This is a genomic window from Rheinheimera gaetbuli, from assembly GCF_054781935.1.
In genome coordinates this window covers 603,285-626,624 of record NZ_BAAGTL010000001.1, presented here as the reverse complement: position 1 = coordinate 626,624, position 23,340 = coordinate 603,285, and the positions used below count along the sequence as shown (strand labels likewise).

At 51.5% G+C, this 23,340-nt stretch carries 21 protein-coding genes; 10 read left to right on the top strand and 11 right to left on the bottom strand.

The window, feature by feature from the left end:
- Nucleotides 1-5 precede the first annotated feature (5 nt).
- A complete protein-coding gene (locus ACYVIC_RS02940; RefSeq protein WP_460857119.1) occupies nt 6-602 on the bottom strand; it encodes a class I SAM-dependent methyltransferase in 597 nt (198 codons plus the stop codon).
- A 179-nt stretch (nt 603-781) separates the two neighbouring features.
- Entirely contained in the window at nt 782-1,381 is a 600-nt protein-coding gene (locus tag ACYVIC_RS02935) for a hypothetical protein (protein WP_460857118.1), read from the bottom strand.
- A gap of 217 nt (nt 1,382-1,598) precedes the next feature.
- On the opposite strand from ACYVIC_RS02935, the gene ACYVIC_RS02930 reads away from it, so the two are divergent.
- The 4 genes from ACYVIC_RS02930 (at nt 1,599) to ACYVIC_RS02915 (ending at nt 4,973) form a co-directional block, all read left to right on the top strand.
- On the top strand, nt 1,599-1,841 hold the full coding sequence (locus tag ACYVIC_RS02930; RefSeq protein ID WP_460857116.1) for a hypothetical protein: 243 nt from the start codon (nt 1,599-1,601) through the stop codon (nt 1,839-1,841).
- A 367-nt stretch (nt 1,842-2,208) separates the two neighbouring features.
- Nucleotides 2,209-2,832 carry a DUF642 domain-containing protein gene (locus tag ACYVIC_RS02925; protein ID WP_460857114.1) on the top strand — a complete coding sequence of 208 codons (624 nt, stop codon included), beginning with the start codon at nt 2,209-2,211 and terminating at the stop codon, nt 2,830-2,832.
- A 147-nt stretch (nt 2,833-2,979) separates the two neighbouring features.
- Nucleotides 2,980-4,305: an ABC1 kinase family protein gene (locus ACYVIC_RS02920; RefSeq protein ID WP_460857112.1), complete on the top strand. Its 1,326-nt coding sequence runs from the start codon at nt 2,980-2,982 to the stop codon at nt 4,303-4,305.
- Between the two features lie 143 nt (nt 4,306-4,448).
- Complete coding sequence (locus tag ACYVIC_RS02915; protein ID WP_460857110.1) at nt 4,449-4,973, top strand: DUF4124 domain-containing protein; 525 nt, start codon at nt 4,449-4,451, stop codon at nt 4,971-4,973.
- Between the two features lie 58 nt (nt 4,974-5,031).
- On the opposite strand, the gene katG is transcribed toward ACYVIC_RS02915, so the two are convergent.
- Nucleotides 5,032-7,212 (bottom strand): catalase/peroxidase HPI, encoded by a 2,181-nt coding sequence (katG, locus tag ACYVIC_RS02910; protein WP_460857108.1) that lies wholly within the window; start codon nt 7,210-7,212, stop codon nt 5,032-5,034.
- Between the two features lie 345 nt (nt 7,213-7,557).
- Between katG and ACYVIC_RS02905 the strand changes: the two genes are divergently transcribed.
- Both ACYVIC_RS02905 and ACYVIC_RS02900 read left to right on the top strand, forming a co-directional pair.
- Nucleotides 7,558-8,700, top strand: coding sequence for an efflux RND transporter periplasmic adaptor subunit (locus tag ACYVIC_RS02905; RefSeq protein ID WP_460857107.1), 1,143 nt, complete (start codon nt 7,558-7,560; stop codon nt 8,698-8,700).
- A 12-nt stretch (nt 8,701-8,712) separates the two neighbouring features.
- Complete coding sequence (locus tag ACYVIC_RS02900) at nt 8,713-11,829, top strand: efflux RND transporter permease subunit (RefSeq protein WP_460857104.1); 3,117 nt, start codon at nt 8,713-8,715, stop codon at nt 11,827-11,829.
- 92 nt (nt 11,830-11,921) lie between these two features.
- On the opposite strand, the gene ACYVIC_RS02895 is transcribed toward ACYVIC_RS02900, so the two are convergent.
- The 3 genes from ACYVIC_RS02895 to ACYVIC_RS02885 all read right to left on the bottom strand — a co-directional run bounded on the left by ACYVIC_RS02895 (nt 11,922) and on the right by ACYVIC_RS02885 (nt 14,725).
- The gene (locus ACYVIC_RS02895) at nt 11,922-12,539 is read right to left on the bottom strand and encodes a TetR family transcriptional regulator (RefSeq protein ID WP_460857102.1); all 618 of its coding nucleotides are present in this window, start codon (nt 12,537-12,539) and stop codon (nt 11,922-11,924) included.
- A 112-nt stretch (nt 12,540-12,651) separates the two neighbouring features.
- Complete coding sequence (locus ACYVIC_RS02890) at nt 12,652-13,326, bottom strand: M15 family metallopeptidase (RefSeq protein WP_460857100.1); 675 nt, start codon at nt 13,324-13,326, stop codon at nt 12,652-12,654.
- 10 nt (nt 13,327-13,336) lie between these two features.
- Nucleotides 13,337-14,725, bottom strand: coding sequence for a Na+/H+ antiporter NhaC family protein (locus ACYVIC_RS02885; protein WP_460857098.1), 1,389 nt, complete (start codon nt 14,723-14,725; stop codon nt 13,337-13,339).
- A 137-nt stretch (nt 14,726-14,862) separates the two neighbouring features.
- Here ACYVIC_RS02885 and ACYVIC_RS02880 point away from each other — a divergent pair, with 137 nt between their 5' ends.
- Both ACYVIC_RS02880 and ACYVIC_RS02875 read left to right on the top strand, forming a co-directional pair.
- Entirely contained in the window at nt 14,863-16,278 is a 1,416-nt protein-coding gene (locus ACYVIC_RS02880) for a M14 family zinc carboxypeptidase (RefSeq protein WP_460857096.1), read from the top strand.
- A gap of 70 nt (nt 16,279-16,348) precedes the next feature.
- The gene (locus ACYVIC_RS02875) at nt 16,349-16,654 is read left to right on the top strand and encodes a hypothetical protein (protein ID WP_460857095.1); all 306 of its coding nucleotides are present in this window, start codon (nt 16,349-16,351) and stop codon (nt 16,652-16,654) included.
- 1 nt (nt 16,655) lies between these two features.
- Here the strand turns inward: ACYVIC_RS02875 and ACYVIC_RS02870 are convergent, their stop codons facing one another.
- Complete coding sequence (locus ACYVIC_RS02870) at nt 16,656-17,201, bottom strand: NADPH-dependent FMN reductase (protein ID WP_460857093.1); 546 nt, start codon at nt 17,199-17,201, stop codon at nt 16,656-16,658.
- Nucleotides 17,202-17,372: 171 nt separating this feature from the next.
- Between ACYVIC_RS02870 and ACYVIC_RS02865 the strand changes: the two genes are divergently transcribed.
- Nucleotides 17,373-18,062, top strand: coding sequence for a pirin family protein (locus tag ACYVIC_RS02865; RefSeq protein ID WP_460857092.1), 690 nt, complete (start codon nt 17,373-17,375; stop codon nt 18,060-18,062).
- 120 nt (nt 18,063-18,182) lie between these two features.
- The gene (locus ACYVIC_RS02860; RefSeq protein WP_460857090.1) at nt 18,183-18,671 is read left to right on the top strand and encodes a copper resistance protein NlpE; all 489 of its coding nucleotides are present in this window, start codon (nt 18,183-18,185) and stop codon (nt 18,669-18,671) included.
- Nucleotides 18,672-18,710: 39 nt separating this feature from the next.
- Here ACYVIC_RS02860 and ACYVIC_RS02855 read toward each other — a convergent pair whose 3' ends face one another.
- From ACYVIC_RS02855 to ACYVIC_RS02840, 4 genes are read right to left on the bottom strand one after another with little or no spacing between them, the layout of a single operon-like run.
- Nucleotides 18,711-19,859, bottom strand: a complete 1,149-nt coding sequence (locus ACYVIC_RS02855) for an exo-beta-N-acetylmuramidase NamZ family protein (protein ID WP_460857089.1) — start codon at nt 19,857-19,859, stop codon at nt 18,711-18,713.
- A gap of 1 nt (nt 19,860) precedes the next feature.
- A complete protein-coding gene (gene murQ, locus ACYVIC_RS02850; RefSeq protein WP_460857087.1) occupies nt 19,861-20,784 on the bottom strand; it encodes an N-acetylmuramic acid 6-phosphate etherase in 924 nt (307 codons plus the stop codon).
- Complete coding sequence (locus tag ACYVIC_RS02845) at nt 20,771-21,658, bottom strand: glucosamine kinase nucleotide-binding domain-containing protein (RefSeq protein ID WP_460857086.1); 888 nt, start codon at nt 21,656-21,658, stop codon at nt 20,771-20,773. Before ACYVIC_RS02845 ends, murQ begins: the two co-directional genes overlap by 14 nt.
- A 3-nt stretch (nt 21,659-21,661) precedes the next feature.
- Nucleotides 21,662-23,221 carry a sodium:solute symporter gene (locus ACYVIC_RS02840; protein WP_460857085.1) on the bottom strand — a complete coding sequence of 520 codons (1,560 nt, stop codon included), beginning with the start codon at nt 23,219-23,221 and terminating at the stop codon, nt 21,662-21,664.
- Between the last annotated feature and the right edge of the window lie 119 nt (nt 23,222-23,340).

Genomic DNA, 23,340 nt, shown 5'->3' with positions numbered 1-23,340 from the left:
CATACTTAGTGCAACTTTCTGGTAATTAAGGCATTTAGCCAGATATCTTCAGCGCGGTCCGGGCGCTGATCGCGGCTTTGCCAGCTTTTAACTAACCGCAGTTCTGGCAGTTGAGACAGTAAACTGCGAAGGCTGGCTTCATCTAAATCGGTAAAGTGCCGGCCATTGCTAAATCTGTCTGTGGTGCCGTATTTAAACGATGTATACAGCACAGCGCCAGGTTTCATTGCCTGTTGCAAGCGACTTAATACTGCTGGCAACTGCTGTGTAGCAACATGCAGCAGGCTGGCGCAGCACCAGATAGCATCATATTCAGACTGGGCGCGCAGTGCTTCAAAGCTGCTGGTTGCAACATGTTGTCCCAAACGTTGGCTGGCGATTCTGGCCATTTCAGCGCTGGCGTCAAAAGCACTGACGCTAAACCCCTGCTGTTTAAAGTGCCTGGCATCCCGGCCACTGCCGCAACCGGCATCCAGAATGTGGCCGCCTGGTGGAACCATAGGTAAAAACTCAGCATACAGAGCAGACATATCTACATTAACCGTTGCCTGTACATATTCCGCTGCATGCTGGTTGTAATAATCTATTGTTTCAGATGACATTTATCTGGCCGTAATTTCTCGATAAGCGCTTTGATACTACACGCATTGTTAGCTGTTTCAAAGATAGTGTCACGGTATGAGGCGGTGCAATTGTTTGATTATTTTATCTAAGCGCTTAATTATGGTTTTTGTACGGACAAATAGCCTTGTAGTGCCTTTGCCAATTGGTTGACGTTTCCCTAAAAAATTCCTGCTAAATCCTCATCAAAGGCTATACCAGTAAAATTGTGCTTGTTATAGATGACTTTGAAACTGTGCGTGACGAACAGGCCATGAGTGCCATACATTGCCGATTTAAATATGGCTTTGTTTGCTAGCGATGATGGTTCAAATACCAGGGTTTTAACGCCACACTCAAAGCCGTCTTCATAGTGGCGAAGGGTTCTGGACGTGTCTTCTGTTGCAAATTGCTGCGGCACAAAAATGTGCATCTGCATATCGCCAACCTGCAGGGCTAAAAATTCGCCAACATTTGCCAGTAGGGTTTTAAAAGCGGTATACGCCTGTGCTGAGAATAATAAGTATGAACCCCAGAAGGAGATATCTGGCACCGGCAAACCTTGCTGGTATGCCGCAGCCAGTTTGCAGCTTGAGGGTGTCCATTTTTGCAGCAAGCTCTCGTTTGTTCTGTGTTGGCGCCGCACTAACAATAAACCTTCATCGCCCAGGATGTCAGCAAACTGGAATACATCCAGCGCTGGCACTTCATAGGCATTTTCGATAGGTTTTAGTCGATATATTGTTGTTTTTTGCTCGTCAGCCGGTTGCATGCTGCTCATTTTTGGCCTTTATGCAGTTAAATTCCGTTATTTCAATAGCTTTGTTATTTAAAACTTTTTTTACTCGGGGCGCAATTGATGCAAAACAGGTTCGCATTATGCGCTCAGTGAATGCTGACGTTATTAGGTATTATGAAAAGCAAGGTTTTACGTACTTCCAAGGTAAAATAGCAATGTACCGTCTCATCTATGGCGAAACCTATAGGAGCTATTGGATATGACTAAGAGCAAAAGACCTTCACCGGATTCACCGGAATTCGAACAGTGGTTGTTGGAGCGGGCAAAAGAACGAGCAGAGAAACTGTTTAATACTGAAATCCCCGAAGAGCTGGCTCATGTTGATAGTGGCATAATGGCTGGCCCGCGCAGTTGGGAAGACGTGATGCCGGAAAAAACCATTGCCGAAGATATTGCCATTGATAAGGCGCACAAGCGTATGCACCTTAAAGTGGTTAAATAGTGTGCGGTCGGTTTGCGCTGTTAAGTTTTGAGAGCCCGGAGTTCACACATGCAGAGTAACGCTACTGCAAAAGTTTCGTTGTTAAAAAAGAGCTGGCCGATGTTGGCAGCGGTTTAATTACCGGCCCGCGCAGTTGGGAAGACGTTATGCCGGCACCAGCTTTGGTATAAAGTGCACCACTTTGTTTCTAGCGTCCTGCTTGGCTTGGTACAGTGCCTGAACAGCTTGGTCCAGTAACGCCTGCCATGAGGGTGTATCGCGGCTGGCGGTGGTTAATGTTATTTTTGTTGCCTAATTTTTGTTCCGTTAATGTGCGGATACTGGTAGGATGTACGGGTTTTTATAACTTACTGTTTGAGGGATCAAGATGTCGGTAACGTCTCTACGCAATGCCATTTGCGTTTGCACCATTTTACTTGCTAGTTTTAGTAGCCACGCCGGGCTTATTGTTAACGGTGATTTTGAATCGCATACGCTGAATAAAAACAGCTGGACCTGGATGAGCAGCAGCTTGTTTGACGGCTGGGACGGCAGCAACATTGAAATCTGGAATGCTCTGCAAGGTGTTGCAGCAGTAAGCGGCAACCATTTTATTGAATTAAACGCCGACGGTGGTAACAGCGGTAACTGGTCTATTTTTCAGCGCTTTGCTACTGACATTGGCCAGCAATATCAGCTGAGTTTTTACTACCGTGCACGCGCTAATAATAACGAACAGTTTCAGGTGTCGGTAGCCGATATAGACTGGCGGCTAAACGACCATACTACCTCAGGCTGGACTATATTCAGCAACCACTTTACGGCTACCGCCAACAGCACCACGTTACGGTTTACGTCGTTAAACCAGGGCACCTACGGCAACTTTATTGATGCGGTGCAGGTAACTGCGTTGCCGGTTACCAGCCAGGTGCCAGAGCCTGCTACGCTGGCTGCGTTTGGCTTGGGTTTATTGGGGTTAATGGCCGGGCGCCGGTTGCGTAAGCCTAAATAAAAGCGCTGCGTATAGTTTTTATCTTAACAAAACCGCCTGTTACGGCGGTTTTTGCGTTTTAGCGGTAACTGCATTTCGCTTGCCGTAAAACTGCCAGGGGCTTAACGCCGTATAGCTGTGCATTGCAACAAAATTATGCGGGTTAGCATGGCAGCACAAAATGTTAAAACATCCTCGTCTAAGGTACCGGCACACCGCTTATCCCGATTGGGCGGCCTGGCATCACTGGCCGGCCGGGTCGCTGGCGGTATGCTGGCTGAGGGCGCGCGACAGTTAGTACAGGGCAAGCTGGCGGGTAAAACAGATATGCTGTTAACGCCCGCCAATATAAAACGGGTTGCCGATCAGCTGGCGCATTTACGCGGGGCGGCAATGAAGCTTGGGCAGCTGTTGTCTATGGATGCCGGTGATATGCTGCCGCCAGCGCTAACCGATATTCTGGCGCGGTTGCGGGCCAGCGCAAATCCTATGCCGGTAAAGCAACTGGCCAAAGTATTACAAAATGAATGGGGCGATGACTGGCAGCAGCATTTTGCTGATTTTACTTTTACCCCGCTGGCGGCGGCATCTATTGGGCAGGTGCATCAAGCGTATCATGATGATGGCCGGCGTCTGGCGATAAAGGTGCAGTACCCAGGCATTAAACTGAGTATTGATAGTGATGTAGATAATGTGGCTACCTTGCTGCGGGTTAGCGGCCTTATTCCGGCTGGCATCGACTATCAGAGCCTGTTGGCAGAAGCCAAAAAGCAGCTTAAGGCTGAAGCTGACTATTTGCTGGAAGCTGACTATCTGCAGCAGTACCGCCAGTTGCTCTGTGAAGACCAGGACTTTTTATTGCCCGAAACTGTACCCGGCTTAAATACGGCCAATATTTTGGCAATGACCTTTGTAGCGGGGGTGCCGGTAGAATCGTTGACGCAGCACAGCCAGGTTGAGCGAGACCGGGTAATGGCATTATTGTTTTCGCTGTTATTTCGTGAATTATTCGAATTTAAACTGGTGCAAACCGACCCCAACTTTGCCAATTATTTATATAACAGTGATACGCAGCAGCTGGTGTTGTTGGATTTTGGTGCCTGCCGCCAGTACAGCGAGCGTTTTAGCCAGGCTTACCGTGCATTGTTTAGTGCCGCGCTGGCAAGCGACAGTGCAGCTATGGAGCAAGCGTTAACGGATATTGGTTTTTTTAGCCAGCACATAGTGCCAGCGCAAAAGCAGGCTGTACTGCAATTGGTTGGGTTGGCCTGTGAGCCATTGATGCAGGATCAGGCGTTTGATTTTGGCAGCACAGATTTAGCCTTACGCCTGCGAGAGGCAGGCACCGCCCTTAGTCTGCAGCAAAACTACTGGCATGCCCCACCAGCCGACGCCTTGTTTTTGCATCGTAAAATAGCAGGTATGTATTTACTGGCTGCGCGGTTAAAAGCCAGGGTTAATGTGCGCAACCTGCTGCAGTGCTATTTAGCCTAACGGCTGGTATGGCACAGCTGACAAATAAACCATTGGTCGCAAAGCGTTAAGTGGCCCTTTACTAAAGCCGCGTTTGCGGATAAAACTGAGCATCCGACTATACTGCAATGCAGGTTAAGTACCGTTAGCCAGAGAAGAAACCAATGAAAATGATTGTGTTAGCCAGCATGGTATTTACCGCCTTGCTGCACCAGCCTGCCGCGGCGCAGGTGTATAAATGGGTAGATGAAAAAGGCAATGTGCATTATTCCGACCGGCCACAAACCCTGGATTCTGAGCGGGTAGATTTTTTGGCGGCGCCACCGGCTGATGTGGCTGAAGATGGCAGCGCCAGTTCAGTGCAAAGCGTTGACGACAATGTGCGCCCTGCAGACCCTGCGAATGCTGATGCGGTTGATGCCAATGTAGTAGAGCCTGAGCCGCCGGTAGTCTCTTTTACCCCGCCGGCACCGTTGGCAAACTGCAGTGCAGCGGCAGAAAATGCCCGGCGCATTTTACTTAGCCAAAACAGTAAGCCAGAGTTTCGTCAGTTAGCTGCCGACGCTAATTTTAAAACCAGCTTTGTGCAGGCTTGCCGGCAAAACGCCAATACTGAGGCTGGCAGAGCCGAAGCGGTTTGTATTCAGCGGGCAAAAAACTTTGCTGATTTTGAAGCCTGTTCAGGCTAGTGCTACACCAAATATAAAGCCCCGCAGTGCGGGGCTTTATGGGGTTTGGCGCTGTGCTTTAGTTTAGCTCAAAGCGGTCGGCGTTCATTACTTTTACCCAAACCTTCACAAAGTCCTGCACAAACTTATGTTTGTTGTCGTGCTGGGCATACACCTCGGCGTACGAGCGCAGGATCGAGTTAGAGCCAAACACTAAATCAACCCTTGTTGCTGTCCATTTAGTGGCGCCGGTTTTACGCTCAACAATGTTATACAGGTTACGCCCGGCTGGCTGCCAGCTGTAAGCCATATCGGTTAAGTTAACGAAGAAATCGTTACTTAGCGTGCCCGGCTTATCGGTGAATACACCATGCTTAGTGCCGCCATAGTTGGTGTTTAGCACCCGCATGCCACCTAACAGCACGGTCATTTCCGCTGCGGTTAGGCCCAGCAGCTGGGTTTTATCCAGCATTAGCTCTTCTGGTTGTACTGCATAATCCTGTTTCACAAAATTGCGATAGGCGTCATGCAGTGGCTCCAGCACATCAAATGACTCAACATCGGTTTGCTCGGGGGTTGCATCACCTCGGCCCGGTGCAAAGGGTACGCTGATATCAACACCGCCGGCTTTGGCAGCTTGCTCTATTGCCGCGCTACCGCCCAGTACGATTAAATCGGCCAGGCTTACCGGCTTGGCAAAACCGGCTTTAATGCCTTCTAACACTTTTAGCACTTTGGCCAGACGCTCAGGCTCATTGCCCTGCCACTGGTTTTGTGGTGCTAAGCGAATGCGGGCACCGTTGGCGCCGCCGCGATAGTCAGACCCCCGGAATGTGCGGGCGCTGTCCCAGGCGGTGCTGATAAGCTCGGCTGCCGTTAAACCACTGCCCAGCAACTGCGCTTTTAACGCACTGATATCCGCTGTTGTCAGGTCGGCATTACCCTGCGGTACCGGGTCTTGCCAGATCAAATCTTCTGCTGGTACGTCCGGCCCTAAATAGCGGCTTTTCGGCCCAAGGTCGCGGTGGGTTAGCTTAAACCAGGCTCGGGCGAACACCTCAGAAAAATAGGCCGGGTCTTTATAAAACCGCTCGGAGATTTTGCGGTATGCCGGGTCCATTTTCATTGCCATATCGGCGTCGGTCATTATCGGGTTATAGCGGATTGACGGGTCTTCTACATCTACCGGCTTGTCTTCTTCTTTAATGTTAATTGGCTCCCATTGCCAGGCGCCGGCCGGGCTTTTTTTCAGCTCCCAATCGTAGGTAAACAATAAATAGAAGTAGCCGTTGTCCCATTTAGTAGGGTGAGTGGTCCAGGCGCCTTCAATGCCGCTGGTCATGGTATTGCGGCCAATACCGCGGCTTTTGTGGTTATTCCAGCCCAGGCCCTGTTCGTCAATATTGGCTGCTTCTGGCTCCGGCCCCAGGTTTTCGGCCTTACCATTGCCATGGGCTTTGCCTACGGTGTGGCCTCCGGCGGTTAAGGCGACGGTTTCTTCGTCGTTCATTGCCATGCGTTCAAAGGTAATGCGAACGTCGTGCGCGGTTTTTAGCGGGTCGGGTTTGCCATCTACGCCTTCGGGGTTAACATAAATTAAGCCCATCATTACCGCTGCCAGCGGGTTTTCCAGATCGCGTTCACCACTGTAACGGCTGCCTTCGCTGCCACTGGGCGCCAGCCACTCTTTTTCGGCACCCCAGTACGTGTCTTTTTCCGGGTGCCAGATGTCAGCACGGCCACCGGCAAAACCAAAGGTTTTTAAACCCATAGATTCATAAGCCATATTGCCGGCCAAAATCATTAAATCGGCCCATGAAAGTTTATTGCCGTACTTTTGCTTAATTGGCCACAGCAGGCGACGGGCTTTGTCCAGGTTAGCGTTATCCGGCCAACTGTTAATCGGTGCAAAGCGCTGGTTGCCGGTGCCCGCACCGCCACGGCCATCGGCAATGCGGTAGGTGCCGGCGCTGTGCCAGGCCATACGAATAAACAAACCGCCATAGTGGCCCCAGTCGGCGGGCCACCAGTCCTGGCTGTCGGTCATCAGTGTTTTTAAGTCGTTTTTAACGGCTGCTAAGTCCAGCTGTTTAAAGGCTTCAGCATAGTTAAAGCCGGTGCCCAGCGGGTTGGTTTTACTGTCGTGCTGGTGCAGGATGTCGAGATTGAGTGACTTGGGCCACCAGTTTTTTTCGTTTAAGGCAGCAGAGGTGTTGCCACCGTGCATTACCGGGCATTTACCGGCTGTGTTGTTCGTCATTACTTGCTCCTTAGTCGTTGCAGTAGTGCAGGCATTAACATGTACCTGCTTTATCTTGCTAAGAACTATAGACGCGATGCTGGGGTAACGACAGTGAGTTTTTCAACTCGGCCTAATCGTTTTTATTGATGAAAAGTGATGGAACACATTTGGTATGGTGTTTAAGAGGCTAAGCAGACATTACCGGCCTTACCTATACTGCAGTTGTTTAACAGAACTTTTTGGTGATTGGTCGCGCCGGCTGACCACTACGCTTGATTACATACAGTCTTGTATGTATATTGCCATTCTTATTCTGCCTAAGCTGGGCACAGCGTGTTAAGGCAGTGTCTCACAGGAGTTTGTATGCGTTTAAATGTAAAGCTGTTAACGGTTACGCTGGCAGCATTAATATTGCTGGGTTGCAGCGAGCCGCAGCAAGGCGCCGCGCCAGGCGTGCAGGCAGCCGAAGTCGAGGTGGTAACGCTGGCTACTACAGCGCTGGCACTAACCACAGAGTTGCCAGGTCGCACTACCGATTACCGCCAGGCTGAGATCCGGCCGCAGGTAAACGGTATTTTACAGCAACGCTTATTCACCGAAGGCCAGTTGGTAGAAGCCGGCCAGGTGTTATACAAAATTGATGCGGCGCCTTATCAGGCCGCGCTGGCCAATGCCAAAGCCAACCTGGCCAGCAGCAAAGCGGTGCAGCATAACGCTAAGCTAAAAGCAGACCGCTATAAAGGCCTGTTAATCAGCAAGGCGGTAAGCCAGCAGGATTATGACGATGCCGTAGCTATGTTAATGCAGGCTGATGCGGCTGTTGCCAGCAGTGCCGCCGCCTTACAAAGCGCGCAAATAAATTTGGATTACACCGACATTAGTGCGCCGATCAGTGGCCAGATTGGCCGCTCCCTGGTAACAGAAGGGGCGCTGTTAACGGCTAACCAAAGCCAGGTTATGGCGACGATTCGCCAGTTAGACCCGATATATGTCGATTTAACCCAGTCCAGCTCTGAGCTGCTAAAGCTGAAAAAACAACTGCGTGGCGATAGCAGCGGCCCGGTAACGGTAGATTTGCTGTTGGATGACGGCAGCGAGTATGCCCACCAGGGCAGCCTGCAGTTTTCTGAAGTTAACGTAGACCCGGGCACCGGCATGGTTACGCTAAGGGCGGTGTTTCCGAATAAAACCGGTGATTTACTGCCCGGCATGTTTGTGCGGGCACGTTTGCACCATGGCAGCGATGACAATGCCCTGCTAGTGCCGCAGGTTGCGGTAAGCCGCACGCCAAAAGGCCAGGCGTCGGTCATGCTGGTAAACAGCGACAATAAGGCAGAAGCACGGCTGATTGAACTGGGCCGTACGGTGGACCAAAGCTGGCAGGTGCTGTCGGGCCTTAACGCCGGTGACAAAGTAATAGTAGCGGGCTTACAAAAAATACGGCCAGGTGCCGTGGTGCGGGTAGCAAAGGCACCGGTAGCCGCCAGCCAGACTGCGACAGAATAACAGGAGTAGCAGATGGCTAACTTTTTTATTAACCGACCTATTTTTGCCTGGGTAATCGCCATAGTGATTATGTTGGCAGGTCTTTTATCGATTAAACAATTACCGATAGAGCAATACCCGCGTATTGCGCCACCGGCGATCAGCATAAGTGCCTCTTACCGTGGTGCGTCGGCGCAAACGGCGGAGGATGCGGTAACTCAGGTAATAGAGCAGGCGATGAACGGCCTGGATAACCTGATGTATATGTCGGCTAACTCGGACTCGTCCGGTAACGTTAGCCTGACCCTGACCTTTGAAACCGGTACCGATGCCGATATTGCCCAGGTGCAGGTGCAAAACAAACTGCAGCAAGCCTTACCGTTATTGCCGCAAGAAGTGCAGCAAAACGGCGTGCGGGTGGCCAAAAGCAGCGGCGGCTTTTTGATGGTGGTGGGTTTTATCTCCGAAGATGGCAGCCTGGCGCGCGATGACATTGCCGACTTTGTCGTGGCCAATGTTAAAGACCCGCTCAGCCGCACCACCGGCGTAGGTAATGTGCAGGTGTTTGGCAGCCAGTACGCCATGCGGGTATGGTTAGATGCCGACAAGCTGAACCAATATCAATTAACACCCGCCGATGTAACCTCGGCTATTCAGGTGCAAAACAATCAGGTCACCGCAGGCCAACTTGGTGGCGCCCCGGCGCTGCCCGGTCAGCAGTTTAATGCCGCTATTTTGGCGCAAACCCGGCTGACATCAGCGGAAGAATTTGGCCAGATTTTATTAAAAGTGAATGCCGGCGGCGCTATGGTAACGCTGTCTGATGTGGCACGGATTGAGCTGGGCGGTGAAGACTACTCGGTTATTGCCCGTTACAACGGCAAAATGGCCACCGGTTTGGCAATAGAACTGGCCACCGGAGCCAATGCACTGGATACCGCCGCAGCGGTAAAAGCCAAGCTGGAAGAGCTTAAGCCGTATTTCCCCGAAGGTTTAACCACGGTTATTCCGTATGACACTACACCCTTCGTTGAGGTGTCGATAAGTTCAGTAGTACAAACCCTGATTGAAGCCATTATTTTGGTGTTTCTGGTGATGTATCTGTTTTTACAGAACTTTCGCGCCACGCTTATTCCTACGCTGGCGGTGCCGGTAGTACTGCTGGGCACCTTTGGCATTATGTCGCTGTTTGGCTTTACCATTAATACCCTGACCATGTTTGGCATGGTGCTGGCGATAGGCTTGCTGGTAGATGACGCCATAGTGGTAGTGGAAAACGTTGAGCGTGTGATGAGCGAAGAGGGCCTGAGCCCGGTAGACGCCACGCGGAAATCAATGGGGCAAATTACCGGCGCTTTGGTGGGTATAGGTTTGGTGCTATCGGCGGTATTTGTGCCGATGGCGTTCTTTGGTGGCGCCACGGGTGCCATTTACCAGCAGTTCTCTATTACTATTGTTACCGCCATGGCATTGTCGGTGCTGGTAGCGTTAATTTTTACTCCGGCGCTGTGCGCCACTATGCTCAAACCCATTAAAGGCGACCACCATGCCAAAAGCGGCTTTTTTGGCTGGTTTAACCGCGGCTTTGACCGCACCAACCGCAATTATCAGCGCGGTGTGGCCGGTATGCTGGCCAGGCCAAAGCGTTCGATGCTGGTGTATGGTGCCATAGTGCTGGTAATGGCAGTGATGTTTATGCGCTTGCCTACCTCGTTTTTACCGGAAGAAGATCAGGGCGTATTTTTATCCATGGTGCAGCTGCCAACCGGCGCCAGCCAGGAGCGTACTGAAGCGGTAATGGATAAAGTGGCGGCGCATTATGCCACTGAAGATGCCGTGCAGTCGGTATTTACCGTATCGGGCTTTAGCTTTGCCGGCCGGGGCCAGAATATGGGCCTGGCTTTTGTGCGGTTAAAAGATTGGAGCGAGCGCGGCCCTGCCGATAGCGTACAAGCGGTTATCGGCCGTGCCTGGGGCTTTTTTGCCACGGTAAAAGAAGCGCAAATTTTTGCCTTTAACCTGCCGCCGATTGCTGAGCTTGGCCGCGCTACCGGCTTCTCGTTGTTCTTGCAAGACCGCGGCGGTGTGGGCCACGAAGCGCTGCTCAACGCCCGCAACCAGTTATTGGGCATGGCGGCACAGCAACCTAACCTGGTGGGTGTGCGGCCCAATGGTATGGAAGATGCGCCGCAACTGAAAATCTCCGTAGACCAGCTAAAAGCGCAGGCGCTGGGCGTGTCGCTTGGCAACATTAACCAAACCCTGTCTATTGGTTGGGGCTCTACCTACGTTAATGATTTTGTTGACCGTGGCCGGGTGAAAAAGGTGTATGTGCAGGCCGAGCCACAGTTTCGTATGACACCGGAAGACATTAACCGCTGGTATGTGCGTAACAACAGCGGCGAGATGGTCAGCTTTGCCTCGTTCGCCAGCAGTGACTGGGTTTATGGCCCGCAGCGGCTGGAGCGCTATAACGGTGTGTCTGCGATGGAAATTCAGGGTGAGCCGGCACCGGGCACCAGCTCGGGCGATGCTATGGCGACGATGGAGCAGCTGATCAGCCAGTTGCCAGCGGGTATAGGCTTTGAGTGGACAGCCACCTCGTATCAGGAAAAGTTATCCGGCTCGCAGGCACCGGCGCTGTATGCGTTGTCCATTTTAGTGGTGTTTTTATGTCTGGCGGCGCTGTATGAAAGCTGGAGCGTGCCGTTTGCGGTGATTTTAGTGGTGCCGCTGGGTATTATCGGCGCCTTAATTGCCGCCTATATGCGCGGTTTGGGTAACGACGTGTACTTTCAGGTGGGCTTATTAACCACTATGGGGCTGGCATCGAAAAACGCCATCCTGATTGTCGAATTTGCCCGCGAATTACAGCAGCAGGGTAAAGCGCTTACCGCCGCCATACTGGAGGCGGTACGCCTGCGCCTGCGGCCAATTATTATGACCTCAATGGCGTTTTCGCTGGGTGTACTGCCGCTGGTAATCAGTACCGGTGCCGGCTCGGCCAGCCGCAATGCGATAGGTACCGGGGTGCTGGGCGGCATGATATCCGCCACGGTGTTGGCGGTGTTTTTAGTGCCGGTGTTTTATCTGGTGATTATGCGCTTTTTTGCTAAAAACGATGGTGTAAAAGCAGCAACGGTTGAGTAGTAACGCACGACTTAAATAGTCATGGCAGCTAAGCTGCCAAACAGTTTGTACCTTTACCGGCATTTCGGTCCCACGCTGACTTGCCGGTTTTTTTATGGCTTTTTTAAGCCCTGCAGCATGGTATCAATAAGCGCCGGTGCATGCTGGCGCAAATCGCACTGCTGTGGCTTAAGTAAAAAGTGGCTGATAATACCGCCAACATACATATGCATTGCATTTGCCGCCAAAGCCGGTGATACACCTTCGCGCAAGGTGCCGGCGGCTGCGGCGCGTTCAAAAGCGCGTTGCAAAACGGCCACGGTTTGCTCGTCTAATTCATCTTGCTTGGTTACGGCGGGGTTAAGCTCGTCGATGTATTCACAGCGGTGAAATATGATAGTGAGTACGCGTTGTCTTTGCTCGCTGGCGGGAATGAGCTGCAGGCCATTGGTAAATAATTGCTGTAACTGCGCAAAAGGTTCGGCGTTGGTGTCGTTATCTAACTCGGACAGCATGGTTTGAAATGGTAACCGCACCCGCTCCAGCATGGCGGTAAACAAATCGGCCTTGTTCTGAAAATGCCAGTAAATGGCGCCACGGGTAACGTTGGCGGCGATGGCGATTTTCTCCAGTGTGGTGCGTGATACGCCGTGCTGATAAAACAACACTTCTGCCGCATCTAAAATGGCAGCGCGGGTGGTTTCGGCTTCGGCTTTGGTACGTCTGGCCATGCAGGGTCTCAACATCTGTATCTGGTTAATCCGGCGGCAATTTTAGCATAACTAATGCAGCCAGTCGTTAACAAAACCGCTGTTGTCAGACAGCCAATCTCAGAGGCCTCTCTTAACGCACAACAAAGTCAAAATACTGCTCGGTATAAACCGGTGGCTGATGGGTAAAGTGCCACCATTCCATGCTGTACACCTTAAAGCCGCCTTGCAGCATCAGGCTTTCCAGCAATTGCCGGTTGGCGGTCTGCGCTGCACTGATGCCGGTTGCACCAACATTGGATATAGCATCAAACATATCAAAGGGTGAACCCATATCAATTGGCCGCCAGTTGCCGTTATCGTCTTTGGCTGCAAGCGTTAAATCTATGGTACTGCCACGGCTGTGGCCGGACTTTTCGGCAATATATTCACCCACCAGTTTATCTTTGCCCAGATTAGGGTAGTACTGTGCCTTGGTGCGGGTATCGGCTAAATTGGCTGCCCAGCGCATAAAATGGTTTACCGCGCGCTGCGGCCGGTAGCAGTCAAATATCCACAGTGTGTAGCCTTTGGCGTTCGCCGCATGCTGCACTTTTACCAGCGCCTGCGCCGCATTTTGCTGCAAATAGCACTTGTTGGCTTCGTAGCCGTCAACTTTGCTGCCGACAAAGTTATTACTGCCAATATACGCCATGTTTATTTGCGCCTGCGGAATAAGCTGGCCCACGTCGGTAAAATCAGCCGGGATGTCGCTGGCTGCTAAGTTCGCGTTCAGTAGCAATGTTAGGCCTAAGACGGCAGTTTTCATGTGCGGCTCCTTAAATCATCAGCATGCCGGCGATAAAAAACGCCAGCAGCGCCAGCGCACCACAAAACAGCGCATAGGGTAGCTGGGTTTTCACGTGTTCGAGCAAGTCGCAGCCGGAGGCAACCGAGCTTACCGCCGTGCTATCAGAGATGGGCGAGCAGTGATCGCCAAACACACCTCCGCTTAAAATGGCGGCCAGTACTAAAGATGGCGGCAGGCCAAGCAGTTCAACCATTGGCATGCCTATCGGAATTAAAATAGCAAAGGTGCCCCAGCTGGTACCGGTGGTAACCGAGATAAGTGCGCCGGCTAAAAATAATAGCGCCGGGATCAGCACCAGCGGCAAGCTGTCATTGACGATAGAGGCAATAAAAGTACCGGTACCAAGCAATTTTAAACTGCTGCCGACCGCCAGCGATAACAGCACTATCGTTACCAGCGGCAGTAATTCACTCATGCCTTTAAAGCCGATATCGACTAATTGCTGATGTTTAAAGCGTTTGCTTAGCAGCATCATGCAGTAGGCCACCAGACAGGCCAGCGTGGTGGCATATAACACTGATTGCGAACCCGAGCCCTCTACCAGCCGGCCGTTACCGGTTAGTAGCATAAAGCCCAGCATCGATGTCACCAGCGTTATCAGGGGAAGCAACATAAACGACGGATGGCTGGGTGTAACATCAATTTCGCTATGCGCCGCCAGCGTATTTAACTGCTGTTCGGATTTGCGCATCGGGCCATATACTTTGCCGGTTATAATGGTGTACAGCACTACAGCCAGGGTAAACAGCGCATAGAAGTTTAGCGGTATAGTGCCAATTAATACTGATACAGCACTGTCGCCCAATGAATAAGTGCTTAGCAGGCCAAGTACATAGGCGCCCCAGCCGTTTAGCAAAATAATAATACAAATGGGTGCGCTGGTGCTGTCGATAATATACGCCAGCCGGGCGCGGCTCATTTTAAACTTATCGAATAAACCGCGCGAGCTGATACCGGCAGTAAGCGAGCTGAGATTAGACTCGATAAAGGTTGCCGAGCTGATAAAAAACGTCATTAAGCCGGCCTGGCGCGCAGTTTTGGCAATGCCTTTGTCTACCAGCATTTTTACCGTTGCAGCCACGCCGCCAGAGTCGCGCATATAGGCCAGCAAACCGCCCACCAGCAAAGAAAACATCAAAATGCGGGCGTTGTCGGCATCAGCGGTTACCGCCACTATCCGCTCGAGTGTGGCGATACTGCCATCGAGTAGCAGGGCTGGCCCTGCGCCCTGAGCCTTAATGTAAATAAGTAGCTCGGCAGTGCATAGCGACAGCAGCAGTGCCAGGATCACTTCTTTGCGCCACAGCACCACCACAATGGCCACCAGCGCTGGCAGCAGGGTTAACCAATCAGCCAAAATGGCCTCCTGTCTCTTTTAAGTTGATTATTATTCTAGTTAACATAGGCTATGAATAATTTATACAGCTTGTGGTGATGGCGGGCAAGCCTGCGGCGGCATTTTGCGATAAAAGCCTGCAGTATGGAGGGGAGCAGATGTTCTGGTTATGGCGCAGTGCGTTAATAATAGCAGTGGGGTTAACAACAATGGTACAGGCAATGACGCTTAGCGACAGTGATTATCAACGTTACCGGCAAGCCGGGCTGGATAAACCTCAGCTGAGTTACACGGATATTGAGCCGGTGTTACAGCGTCACCGGCAAAACCCGTTGTTTCGTTTTAACCCGTTAGGCAGCTCTGCCCTTGGCGTGCCGGTTTGGCAAATAGATATTGGCACTGGCCCGGTGAAAATACTGGCCTGGTCGCAAATGCACGGTGATGAGCCAACCGCCACTGCTGCCTTGCTGGATTTGCTTAATCTGCTTGCCGCTGACGAGCAAGCGCTCTGGCGCAATAGTTGGCAGGATAAAATAACCCTGCGCATTATCCCCATGCTTAACCCGGACGGTGCAGCCGCCAACACACGGCTAAACAGCATGGGTATCGACATTAACCGCGATGCGAAGGCACTGCAAACGCCTGAAGGCAGACTGCTGATGCAGGCCGCGACGGCGTTTAAGCCCGCGTTTGGTTTGAATTTACATGATCAAAACCGCTTTTATGCGGTGGGCGACAGCGATAAAGCGGCGACCATATCCTTGTTGGCGCCGGCTTTCAACGAGGCAAAAGACATAGATCCAGCCCGTGCTAAAGCCATGCAGCTGATTGGCGATATGCGAGATCTGATGCAACGGCTGCTGCCTGGCCACCTGGCAAAATACGACGATACCTTCTCCTGGCGCTCGTTTGGCGATACCTTTGCCGGTATGGGCATTAGCACAGTGCTGATAGAGTCGGGTGCCCACCCTAACGATGACCACCGCCAGGTGGCCCGGCGCTTGAATACACAGCTACTGGTGATGACGTTAAACAGCATTGCCAGCGAAAGTTATCTGAAGCAACCGCTCAGCGCCTATCAGGCGATACCGTTTAACCGTGATGGTGGTATTAAAGATATGCTGCTAACCGGCCTGGGCATTACGCTGAACGGGCATGCGGCCACTGTTGATCTGGCGCTGGATTTTGACCTCGATGGCCGCAAACAGGCGCGCATCCGCGATATTGGCGATATGTCAGTGTATGGCAGTTTTCACCGCTTTGATGCCAGTGGTCTGCAGTTTCAGGCTGGCCGTGCTTATGCGCTGACTACAGCGCTCACGTTAGATAAAGCGGCCTATCTGGCCTTGCTGGCGCAGGGCTATAGCCATTTCACTGGCGATGCGGCTTTGCTGCAAAATAACAGTGGCTTGCCCGTGGTGTTGAATCCATCGGCGCTCAGTAACGATGTGCCGCAGCGACAGCGGCTGGCCACGTTTTTGCTGGTTGATAATGAGGGAGTAAAGCTGGCACTGCTAAATGGCCAGCTGTTGCACCTTGCCAGCGCTACTTTGCTTAACCCATTGGGCAGTTAATGCCCTTGTGTCGAATGACCTGGCCGGGCTTTGCTATACTGTGCAGGCTTTAACCACTTTGGAGAACAAAATGAAAGCACTGACCTTAGCACTGCTGGTGGGCTCTTTGAGCGCCGCGGCTGCAGATAATCAAATTACCCATTGCCAGCTTGGCGATGCGGTGCGGATTATTGAAGTAGTTTACCCGCAGGGCAGCGAGCTGCCATGCGAAGTACATTACACCAAAGACGGCCAGAACACGGTGTTATGGCGCGCCAGCAACGAGGCGGGTTACTGTGAGCAAAAAGCCGCTGACTTTGCCGAAAAACAGCGCAGCTGGGGCTGGCAATGTGTAGTGACTGCCAGCAGCGTGCAAACCGGGTCTGACACGCCCTGAACTATTTAGATAGTTGCAGCTGCCATTTTTGCAAGGCTTGCAACTGCTTAACGATCAGAGCTTGTATTTTTTCGTCAATCAGATCGCCGTCACTGTTAAAACCGCCGGTAAAGGCGTTTGCAAAAACTTCCGGCTGATTAAGCGGGTGTAAGTTTAAATACACGCATACCTGGCGCAGGTGGTACTGAGCACGGCTGGTGCCCATGCCGCCGCCGGCGCCCAGAATGGCCACTGGTTTACCAGTTAACAGGTGGTTGTCGGGTTCACGTGATGCCCAGTCTAAGGCATTTTTTAGCGCCGGGGCTAACGAATAGTTGTATTCCGGACAAGCTAATAACAAGGCATCGGCTTCGGCTAGCTGTTGCAGCAATTGCTGCACAGCAGCGGGCTTTTCTGCCAGATCGGCATTGTAAAACGGCACTTCTAACAGATCGGCCAGGTGAATTTTCATTCCTTCCGGTGCATGGCCCTGAGCAAAACGCAGCAAGCCGCGGTTGGTTGATTTTGCGCGTAAACTGCCACAAATCGCCAGTACATTAATACTCATTGTTTACTCCGTATGTTGGTTGAAACCGTAACGTATCAGTGTAGCTGAGGGACTCGCTTTTGCACTGAGTTCAAAATATTTGAACATTGACGGCAAATTATTCCGCTTTTGCCAATATAGCTACGTAGCTAAGCTAAAGCGCTAAGGTGAGTGTAATGCAGGAGATGTCAGATGTTCGCTATAAGATACGCAGCAGATCGCGGTAAAGCCGATTTTGGCTGGTTGCAAAGCCGCCATACGTTTTCGTTTGCCAGCTACTATGATCCGGCACAAATGGGCTTTTCGGCGTTAAGAGTTATTAACGACGATTGGGTGGCGCCGGGCGCGGGTTTTGATACCCACGGCCATAAAGATATGGAAATTTTAAGCCTGGTGCTGCAGGGGAATATTGCTCACAAAGATTCGGCAGGTAATGCCGAGGTACTACCCGCCGGCGAATACCAACTGATGAGTGCTGCCGGCGGTATCTATCACAGTGAGTTTAATGCCAGTGATAGCGAACCGTTGAAGTTTCTGCAGATTTGGTTACAACCAAACCAGTTTGGTGGTCAGCCAGGTTATCAGCAAAAAGATTTTGGCCAGCAACCGGGCCTGACACTCATTTTGTCGCCAGATGGTCGTGATGGCAGTTTAACGCTACGTCAGGATGCTTTGTTGTATCAGTTACTACTACCCCAGGCAGAGCAGCTGATATTTAACACTGCAGCCGGTCGCAAACTGTATATTCATCTTATCAGCGGCGAGCTGGACGTAGCCGGCAATAGCCTAAACGCGGGTGATGGGATAAAGATCAGCGATGAAACGGCGTTAATGCTGACAGCTGGCTCTGCCGTAAAGGCACTGATCTTTGATTTACCCTGACACGGCGGCAGTACGCCTGATAAGTTATTCAGCCAGCATAAACACAAGGCGCTGCAATATAGCGGTTACTGAGTGCCGGATATTATCCGGCAGAGGTAAACGCTATAAGGAAACCGTACTATGAAGGCAAGTTTAATAGTTACTGCTGTTGCTGTTGTATTATTGGCTGGCTGTGATAACTATGCGCCGGGTAAAGCTGCAGAAGATACCGTAGCGACTACGCCTGCGCCACCGCGGGCAACTAATAACGCGATGGCAGATAGCGAACACAATGCGCGTAATAGCCTGGACTGGGCGGGTAGCTATTTGGGGGTTATACCCTGTGCTGATTGTGAAGGTATTCAAACGGAAGTGATACTAAATGACGATGGTCGCTATCAGTTGTCACAACTGTACCTGGGTAAAGCTGCAGACGCCTTTATTAGCCAGGGCAAGTTTAGCTGGAGTGATTCTGGCAGCATAGTGTTGTTGGAGTCGGCACAGCCGGTGCAGTTTTTTGTTGGCGAAAACCAATTGTTTATGCTGGACCAACAAGGCAAGCGCATAACCGGCGAGTTGGCCGCGCGTTACACTCTGCAAAAGCAGTTTGACGAATCTGAGTCGCTTTAACGATAACCGCTATCTTGCCAGCTTTGCAACGCTGGCTGGCTAAGGGTAGAGCAAATAACGCTGACGTTGCTGACGGAAGCGTTGCAAAGCCTGCTGCCAGCTAGCGCGGATCTCTTGCTCGGTTAACCCCTGTTCTATCTGTAAACGCAGTTGGCTACTACCGGCCAGTTTGTCCATAAATGCCGGTGCGGTAAAAAACACCTCGTTATGTTGTTTAAACAAAGCATGCCAGCGCAGCAGGTACTGCAAGTCTAATCCTTTAACGGCAACGTTACGCAAATCTTCGGCATACAGTTGTTTATCCATAAGCGGTGGCGTTAGCGCTGCGCCGGGTGTAGATACCGGAGTAAACGTAAAATCGGCGGGTCCAAACTTATCATAGCCAATCACGTTAAACGGAAAAGCCGTACCCCGACCCACACTAAGCGGTGTCGCTTCAAAAAAACCTAACGACGGGTACAATGCCACCGCCTGGGCATCAGGCAAGTTTGGGCTGGGTTTTACCGGCAACGCATAAGGCATATTGCGCTGATAAGCGGTCATTGGTACCACAGTGAGTTGTAGCTTATCGGCATGGCTTATCCAGCGCTCGCCTTTAATCATTTTTGCCAACTCACCGACAGTCATGCCGTGTAGTAGCGGTATAGGATGCATGCCAACAAAAGATTGAAAAGCCATCTCGAGTAGTGGGCCATCGACATAGGCGCCGTTTGGATTAGGCCGGTCTAGCACCAGCATTGCTACCCCATGTGTTGCCGCAGCTTGCAGCATATAGTGCATGGAGCTGATGTAGGTGTAATAACGTACGCCCACGTCCTGAATATCAAAGATCACCACATCGAGCTGTTGCATTTGTGCCGCAGCGGGTTGTTTACTGGCGCCATACAAAGACCACAGCGGCAGGCCTGTTTTGCTGTCGGTACCGCTGTTTACTGTGGCGCCGGCGTCGTGATCACCACGAAAGCCATGTTCGGGCGCAAAGATACTCACCACTTTCACCTTATTGGCCAGTAGCACATCAACCAGATGTTGTTCGCCAACCAGCGAAGTTTGGTTTACCAGCAGGCCAACTCTTTTATCTTTTAGTAAGGGCAGATATGCGGCCAATTGTTCAGCACCGGTTTGTAGCTGCTGAGTAGCGCTCAGACTAAATGCTAAACAGAAAAACACCAGGCTAATAATTCGCATATCAGGCCTCCAATGCGCGGCGGATAAAACCGTTTTGCTGTGTCAGTTGCGTGCGACATTGCGCAATACTTTGGCCGCTTAACAAATGCAAAATAGCTAGCTTTGCACTCATATCAGCTGCATCCAGTGCCCGGCGCGCTTCTTTTGCGCTACAGTCAGTGGCTTGCATGACGATGCGTACTGCGCGTGCGACCAGTTTTTCATTGCTGGCATGTAGGTCTACCATCAGGTTTTGGTAAACCTTACCACTGCGGATCATCGCGGTAGTGCTTAGCATATTTAACAACATTTTTTGCGCACTGCCGGCTTTCATCCGGGTTGATCCGGTAAGTACCTCTGGCCCGGTTACTGCACATATCCCGGTATCTGCAGCGCTAAGCACCGCTGCATTTGCATTGCAGCTGATAGCTGCGGTGTAACAGCCAATACTGCGGGCATAGGTCAAACCGCCGATTACATAAGGGGTGCGGCCACTGGCTGCAATGCCCACCAGAATGTCATTGCTATTAAGGGCTATCGCTTTAAGATCATCTACTGCCAGTTGTGGGTTGTCTTCTGCGCCTTCTACAGCTTTGTAGACAGCGCCGTCGCCACCGGCTATCAGTGCAACAACCATTGTTGAGGGTACGCTAAAGGTGGGCGGGCATTCTACAGCATCTAAAATACCCAGCCGGCCACTGGTGCCTGCGCCCAGATACACTAAGCGCCCACCTTGAGCAAACGCTTCGACTATACGGTCGGCCACGGTGGCGACTTGCTGCAGACACTGGCTTACGCTGTGCGCCACGGTCTGATCGTCCTGATTTATCCGCTGCACGATTTCCAGGCTACTGAGTAAATCGATATCCATACTGTGCGGGTTACGAGCTTCTGAGCTCATGCTGTTAAGCTGATCTAGCAGCGTATCCTGATTATTGATGTTCATGCACAGGCTCCGAAACGTTAGAGGTAAGCTGTTGTGCCAGTAATAAAGCACCGTCAAGTGCGCTGCCTTTAGCCTGTTGCAGTAATGCCTGGCATGCCATGCTAAGAAGCGGGGCTGTACCCTCAGCAAGACCACCCAATAGCACTACCGGCAGAGAAAATGTCTCCAACCCCTGCCACAAAAGTTGCTCTACCGCATCGGTATGGCGCTGTCGCAGCGTTAAAGCCAGCGGACATTGAGTGGCAAACTGAAATACCAGAGGTGCAAATTCAGCAAAATCGGTTGGGCTGGCAGTTTTTAGCCAGGGTAACAAGCGCGCCGCGCTGGCGCCAATTTGCTGCGCCACTGCTTGCAAGAGTGGGCTTTGCACACCGGCCAGACTGTCTACCTGCCACAACAATTCACGTACTACTTGTTTACCTAGCCAGGCACCGCCGCCTTCATCACCAATATTAAAACCCCAGCCACCAATTTGTTGCTCACTGCCATCAGCCAGTAAACGCATGGCCACTGAACCCGTGCCCAGCGCAACCACCAATACCGGCTGACCCAGATTCGCGCCATACAGTGAGGTGCGTGCATCCGTGGTGATCTGCAATTGCTGATAATCGCTTTGCAGCAGCTGAATCGCCTGTTGCTGCTGTTGTGGATTACCGGCACCGGCCAGGCCCATTACGGCAACAACCTGCTGCGTCGGCACTGCTGCTTGCTGACACAATGCCTGGCTGAGCTGGCGAATATTACTCAGTGCCAGGTTAAAATCGTTGGTCAGTGACGCCGGGCCAGCTTGTTGCTGCCATTGCTGGCCAGTTGCGCTGTTTGTTAGCCGGGCCAGGGTTTTACTGCCGCCGCCATCCAGCGTTAGGGTCCACATAAATTACTCCTCGCTCCCGGCGCTATGCTGCGCGCTGCCTGCCAGACATACCAGACTGGAAACCAGCGTGCCAAGGCATAACTGCCAGGTAAAACCTAAATCCAGCGCGGCCAGAGCCGGGCTCCAAAATTGTACAATGTAAGGTTGTAAAGCCAAGGTAACAGCGAAGCCGCTTAACAAGGCTGCAGTAACTGTGCGCCGGTTACCGCGCTGGGTAAACAGCGCAGTAAAAAACACACCCAGCAGGCCGCTGTAAGAAAACACCATCACACTCAGTGCAAAAGCCAGCAATGGCATGGCAGAGTATTGTTGCCAGTAAAAACATAATATTGCCATTAGTGCTAGTGCCGTGGCTGTGAATAGCATTGCTAACTGACCTGCCCGGACAAAGTGGCCCGGTTGGGTGTCAGGTTGACGCTTTAAGCGCCACGGCTGATAGATATCGGCTACCAACACTGAGGCCATCGAATTAAGACCTGACGTAATGGTTGACAATGCCGCTGCGATAACGCCAACCACCACTAAACCGCGTAAGCCAGAGGGCATCTCATTCAGTACATAATACATAAATACCGTGACTTTTTCGCCGGCAAAGCTATCGGCGAACCCCTGAACAGGCTGATATAGATCAGGTCTTTGGTAAAAAATGTACAGTAAAAAGCCAATCAGAATAAATACCAACATGGTAGGAATAACCAGCAATACCGAGCTTAACAGCGCGCGAGCCCCGGCCTTACTGTCTTTGCAGGTGAGTACCCGCTGTGTCATATCCTGATCCATACCAAAAGCTGCGATATTAAGCAGTACAAAACCGGTTAGCGCCGAGTACATATTAAATACCCCGCCGGAGCTAAAATCCACCGACCAGTCAAACAGCAGCAATTTCGACGTGCTACCGTCGGCAGGGGCGTCCAGTGCGGCGTAAATTGTTTGCCAATCCAGCTCCAGGCTGTAATACAGATAACCCAGCACCAGCAGAGCAGCGCTGACGTAAACGGCGCATTGCAAGGCATCGGTATAGATAACCGAACGTATGCCGCCCATCACCGTGCAGATGAGGCCGATCAGCGCCAACAGCGCAACGGCAATTAACACGCTGGAGGCCGCAATGTTATTAAACAGCAGCATCGCAACAGCAATAGCGGCCATATATAACCTGGCACCACTGGCAAATAAGCGGCCAAACAGGTACATCTTACCGGCATGATCTTTGGCACTGGCGCCGAAACGGCGCTCAAGCAGCTCATATACAGTGGTTACTTTTAGCTGATAATAGCGTGGCAGCAGCAGTTTCATTACCAGTACTGCAGCAATCAGGGCACCGATATTGGATGCCAGATAACTCAGGTTGCCGCGAAAGCCCATATCAGGGCCACCAAGAAAGGTAGCGGCCGATTGCGAGGTTGCCAGCACTGAAATAGCGACAACCCACACCGGCATTGAATTGGCAGCCAGAAAATAGTCCTGGCTGTTTTTGGCCCGGCGGTTTACCGCCCAGCCAACGCTTGCCAATATAGCGAAGTAGCCAAAAAAGACTATCCAGTCCAGAGAGGTCAGTTGCATAAGTGGTTCCACCGGATTGCACTTTGATTAACATAACACAGAATTAATTTGTTGGGTAATTTATACATCTATAATTATCTTGAATGTATAAATTATTTTTGTTGTACTACAGCAGGCTT

Excerpts from the sequence above, each read along its gene's own strand:
- ACYVIC_RS02940 (WP_460857119.1), bottom strand. The coding sequence starts at position 602 with ATGTCATCTGAAACAATAGATTATTACAACCAGCATGCAGCGGAATAT.
- ACYVIC_RS02935 (WP_460857118.1), bottom strand. The coding sequence starts at position 1,381 with ATGAGCAGCATGCAACCGGCTGACGAGCAAAAAACAACAATATATCGA.
- ACYVIC_RS02930 (WP_460857116.1), top strand. The coding sequence starts at position 1,599 with ATGACTAAGAGCAAAAGACCTTCACCGGATTCACCGGAATTCGAACAG.
- ACYVIC_RS02925 (WP_460857114.1), top strand. The coding sequence starts at position 2,209 with ATGTCGGTAACGTCTCTACGCAATGCCATTTGCGTTTGCACCATTTTA.
- ACYVIC_RS02920 (WP_460857112.1), top strand. The coding sequence starts at position 2,980 with ATGGCAGCACAAAATGTTAAAACATCCTCGTCTAAGGTACCGGCACAC.
- ACYVIC_RS02915 (WP_460857110.1), top strand. The coding sequence starts at position 4,449 with ATGAAAATGATTGTGTTAGCCAGCATGGTATTTACCGCCTTGCTGCAC.
- katG (WP_460857108.1), bottom strand. The coding sequence starts at position 7,212 with ATGACGAACAACACAGCCGGTAAATGCCCGGTAATGCACGGTGGCAAC.
- ACYVIC_RS02905 (WP_460857107.1), top strand. The coding sequence starts at position 7,558 with ATGCGTTTAAATGTAAAGCTGTTAACGGTTACGCTGGCAGCATTAATA.
- ACYVIC_RS02900 (WP_460857104.1), top strand. The coding sequence starts at position 8,713 with ATGGCTAACTTTTTTATTAACCGACCTATTTTTGCCTGGGTAATCGCC.
- ACYVIC_RS02895 (WP_460857102.1), bottom strand. The coding sequence starts at position 12,539 with ATGGCCAGACGTACCAAAGCCGAAGCCGAAACCACCCGCGCTGCCATT.
- ACYVIC_RS02890 (WP_460857100.1), bottom strand. The coding sequence starts at position 13,326 with ATGAAAACTGCCGTCTTAGGCCTAACATTGCTACTGAACGCGAACTTA.
- ACYVIC_RS02880 (WP_460857096.1), top strand. The coding sequence starts at position 14,863 with ATGTTCTGGTTATGGCGCAGTGCGTTAATAATAGCAGTGGGGTTAACA.
- ACYVIC_RS02875 (WP_460857095.1), top strand. The coding sequence starts at position 16,349 with ATGAAAGCACTGACCTTAGCACTGCTGGTGGGCTCTTTGAGCGCCGCG.
- ACYVIC_RS02870 (WP_460857093.1), bottom strand. The coding sequence starts at position 17,201 with ATGAGTATTAATGTACTGGCGATTTGTGGCAGTTTACGCGCAAAATCA.
- ACYVIC_RS02865 (WP_460857092.1), top strand. The coding sequence starts at position 17,373 with ATGTTCGCTATAAGATACGCAGCAGATCGCGGTAAAGCCGATTTTGGC.
- ACYVIC_RS02860 (WP_460857090.1), top strand. The coding sequence starts at position 18,183 with ATGAAGGCAAGTTTAATAGTTACTGCTGTTGCTGTTGTATTATTGGCT.
- ACYVIC_RS02855 (WP_460857089.1), bottom strand. The coding sequence starts at position 19,859 with ATGCGAATTATTAGCCTGGTGTTTTTCTGTTTAGCATTTAGTCTGAGC.
- murQ (WP_460857087.1), bottom strand. The coding sequence starts at position 20,784 with ATGAACATCAATAATCAGGATACGCTGCTAGATCAGCTTAACAGCATG.
- ACYVIC_RS02845 (WP_460857086.1), bottom strand. The coding sequence starts at position 21,658 with ATGTGGACCCTAACGCTGGATGGCGGCGGCAGTAAAACCCTGGCCCGG.
- ACYVIC_RS02840 (WP_460857085.1), bottom strand. The coding sequence starts at position 23,221 with ATGCAACTGACCTCTCTGGACTGGATAGTCTTTTTTGGCTACTTCGCT.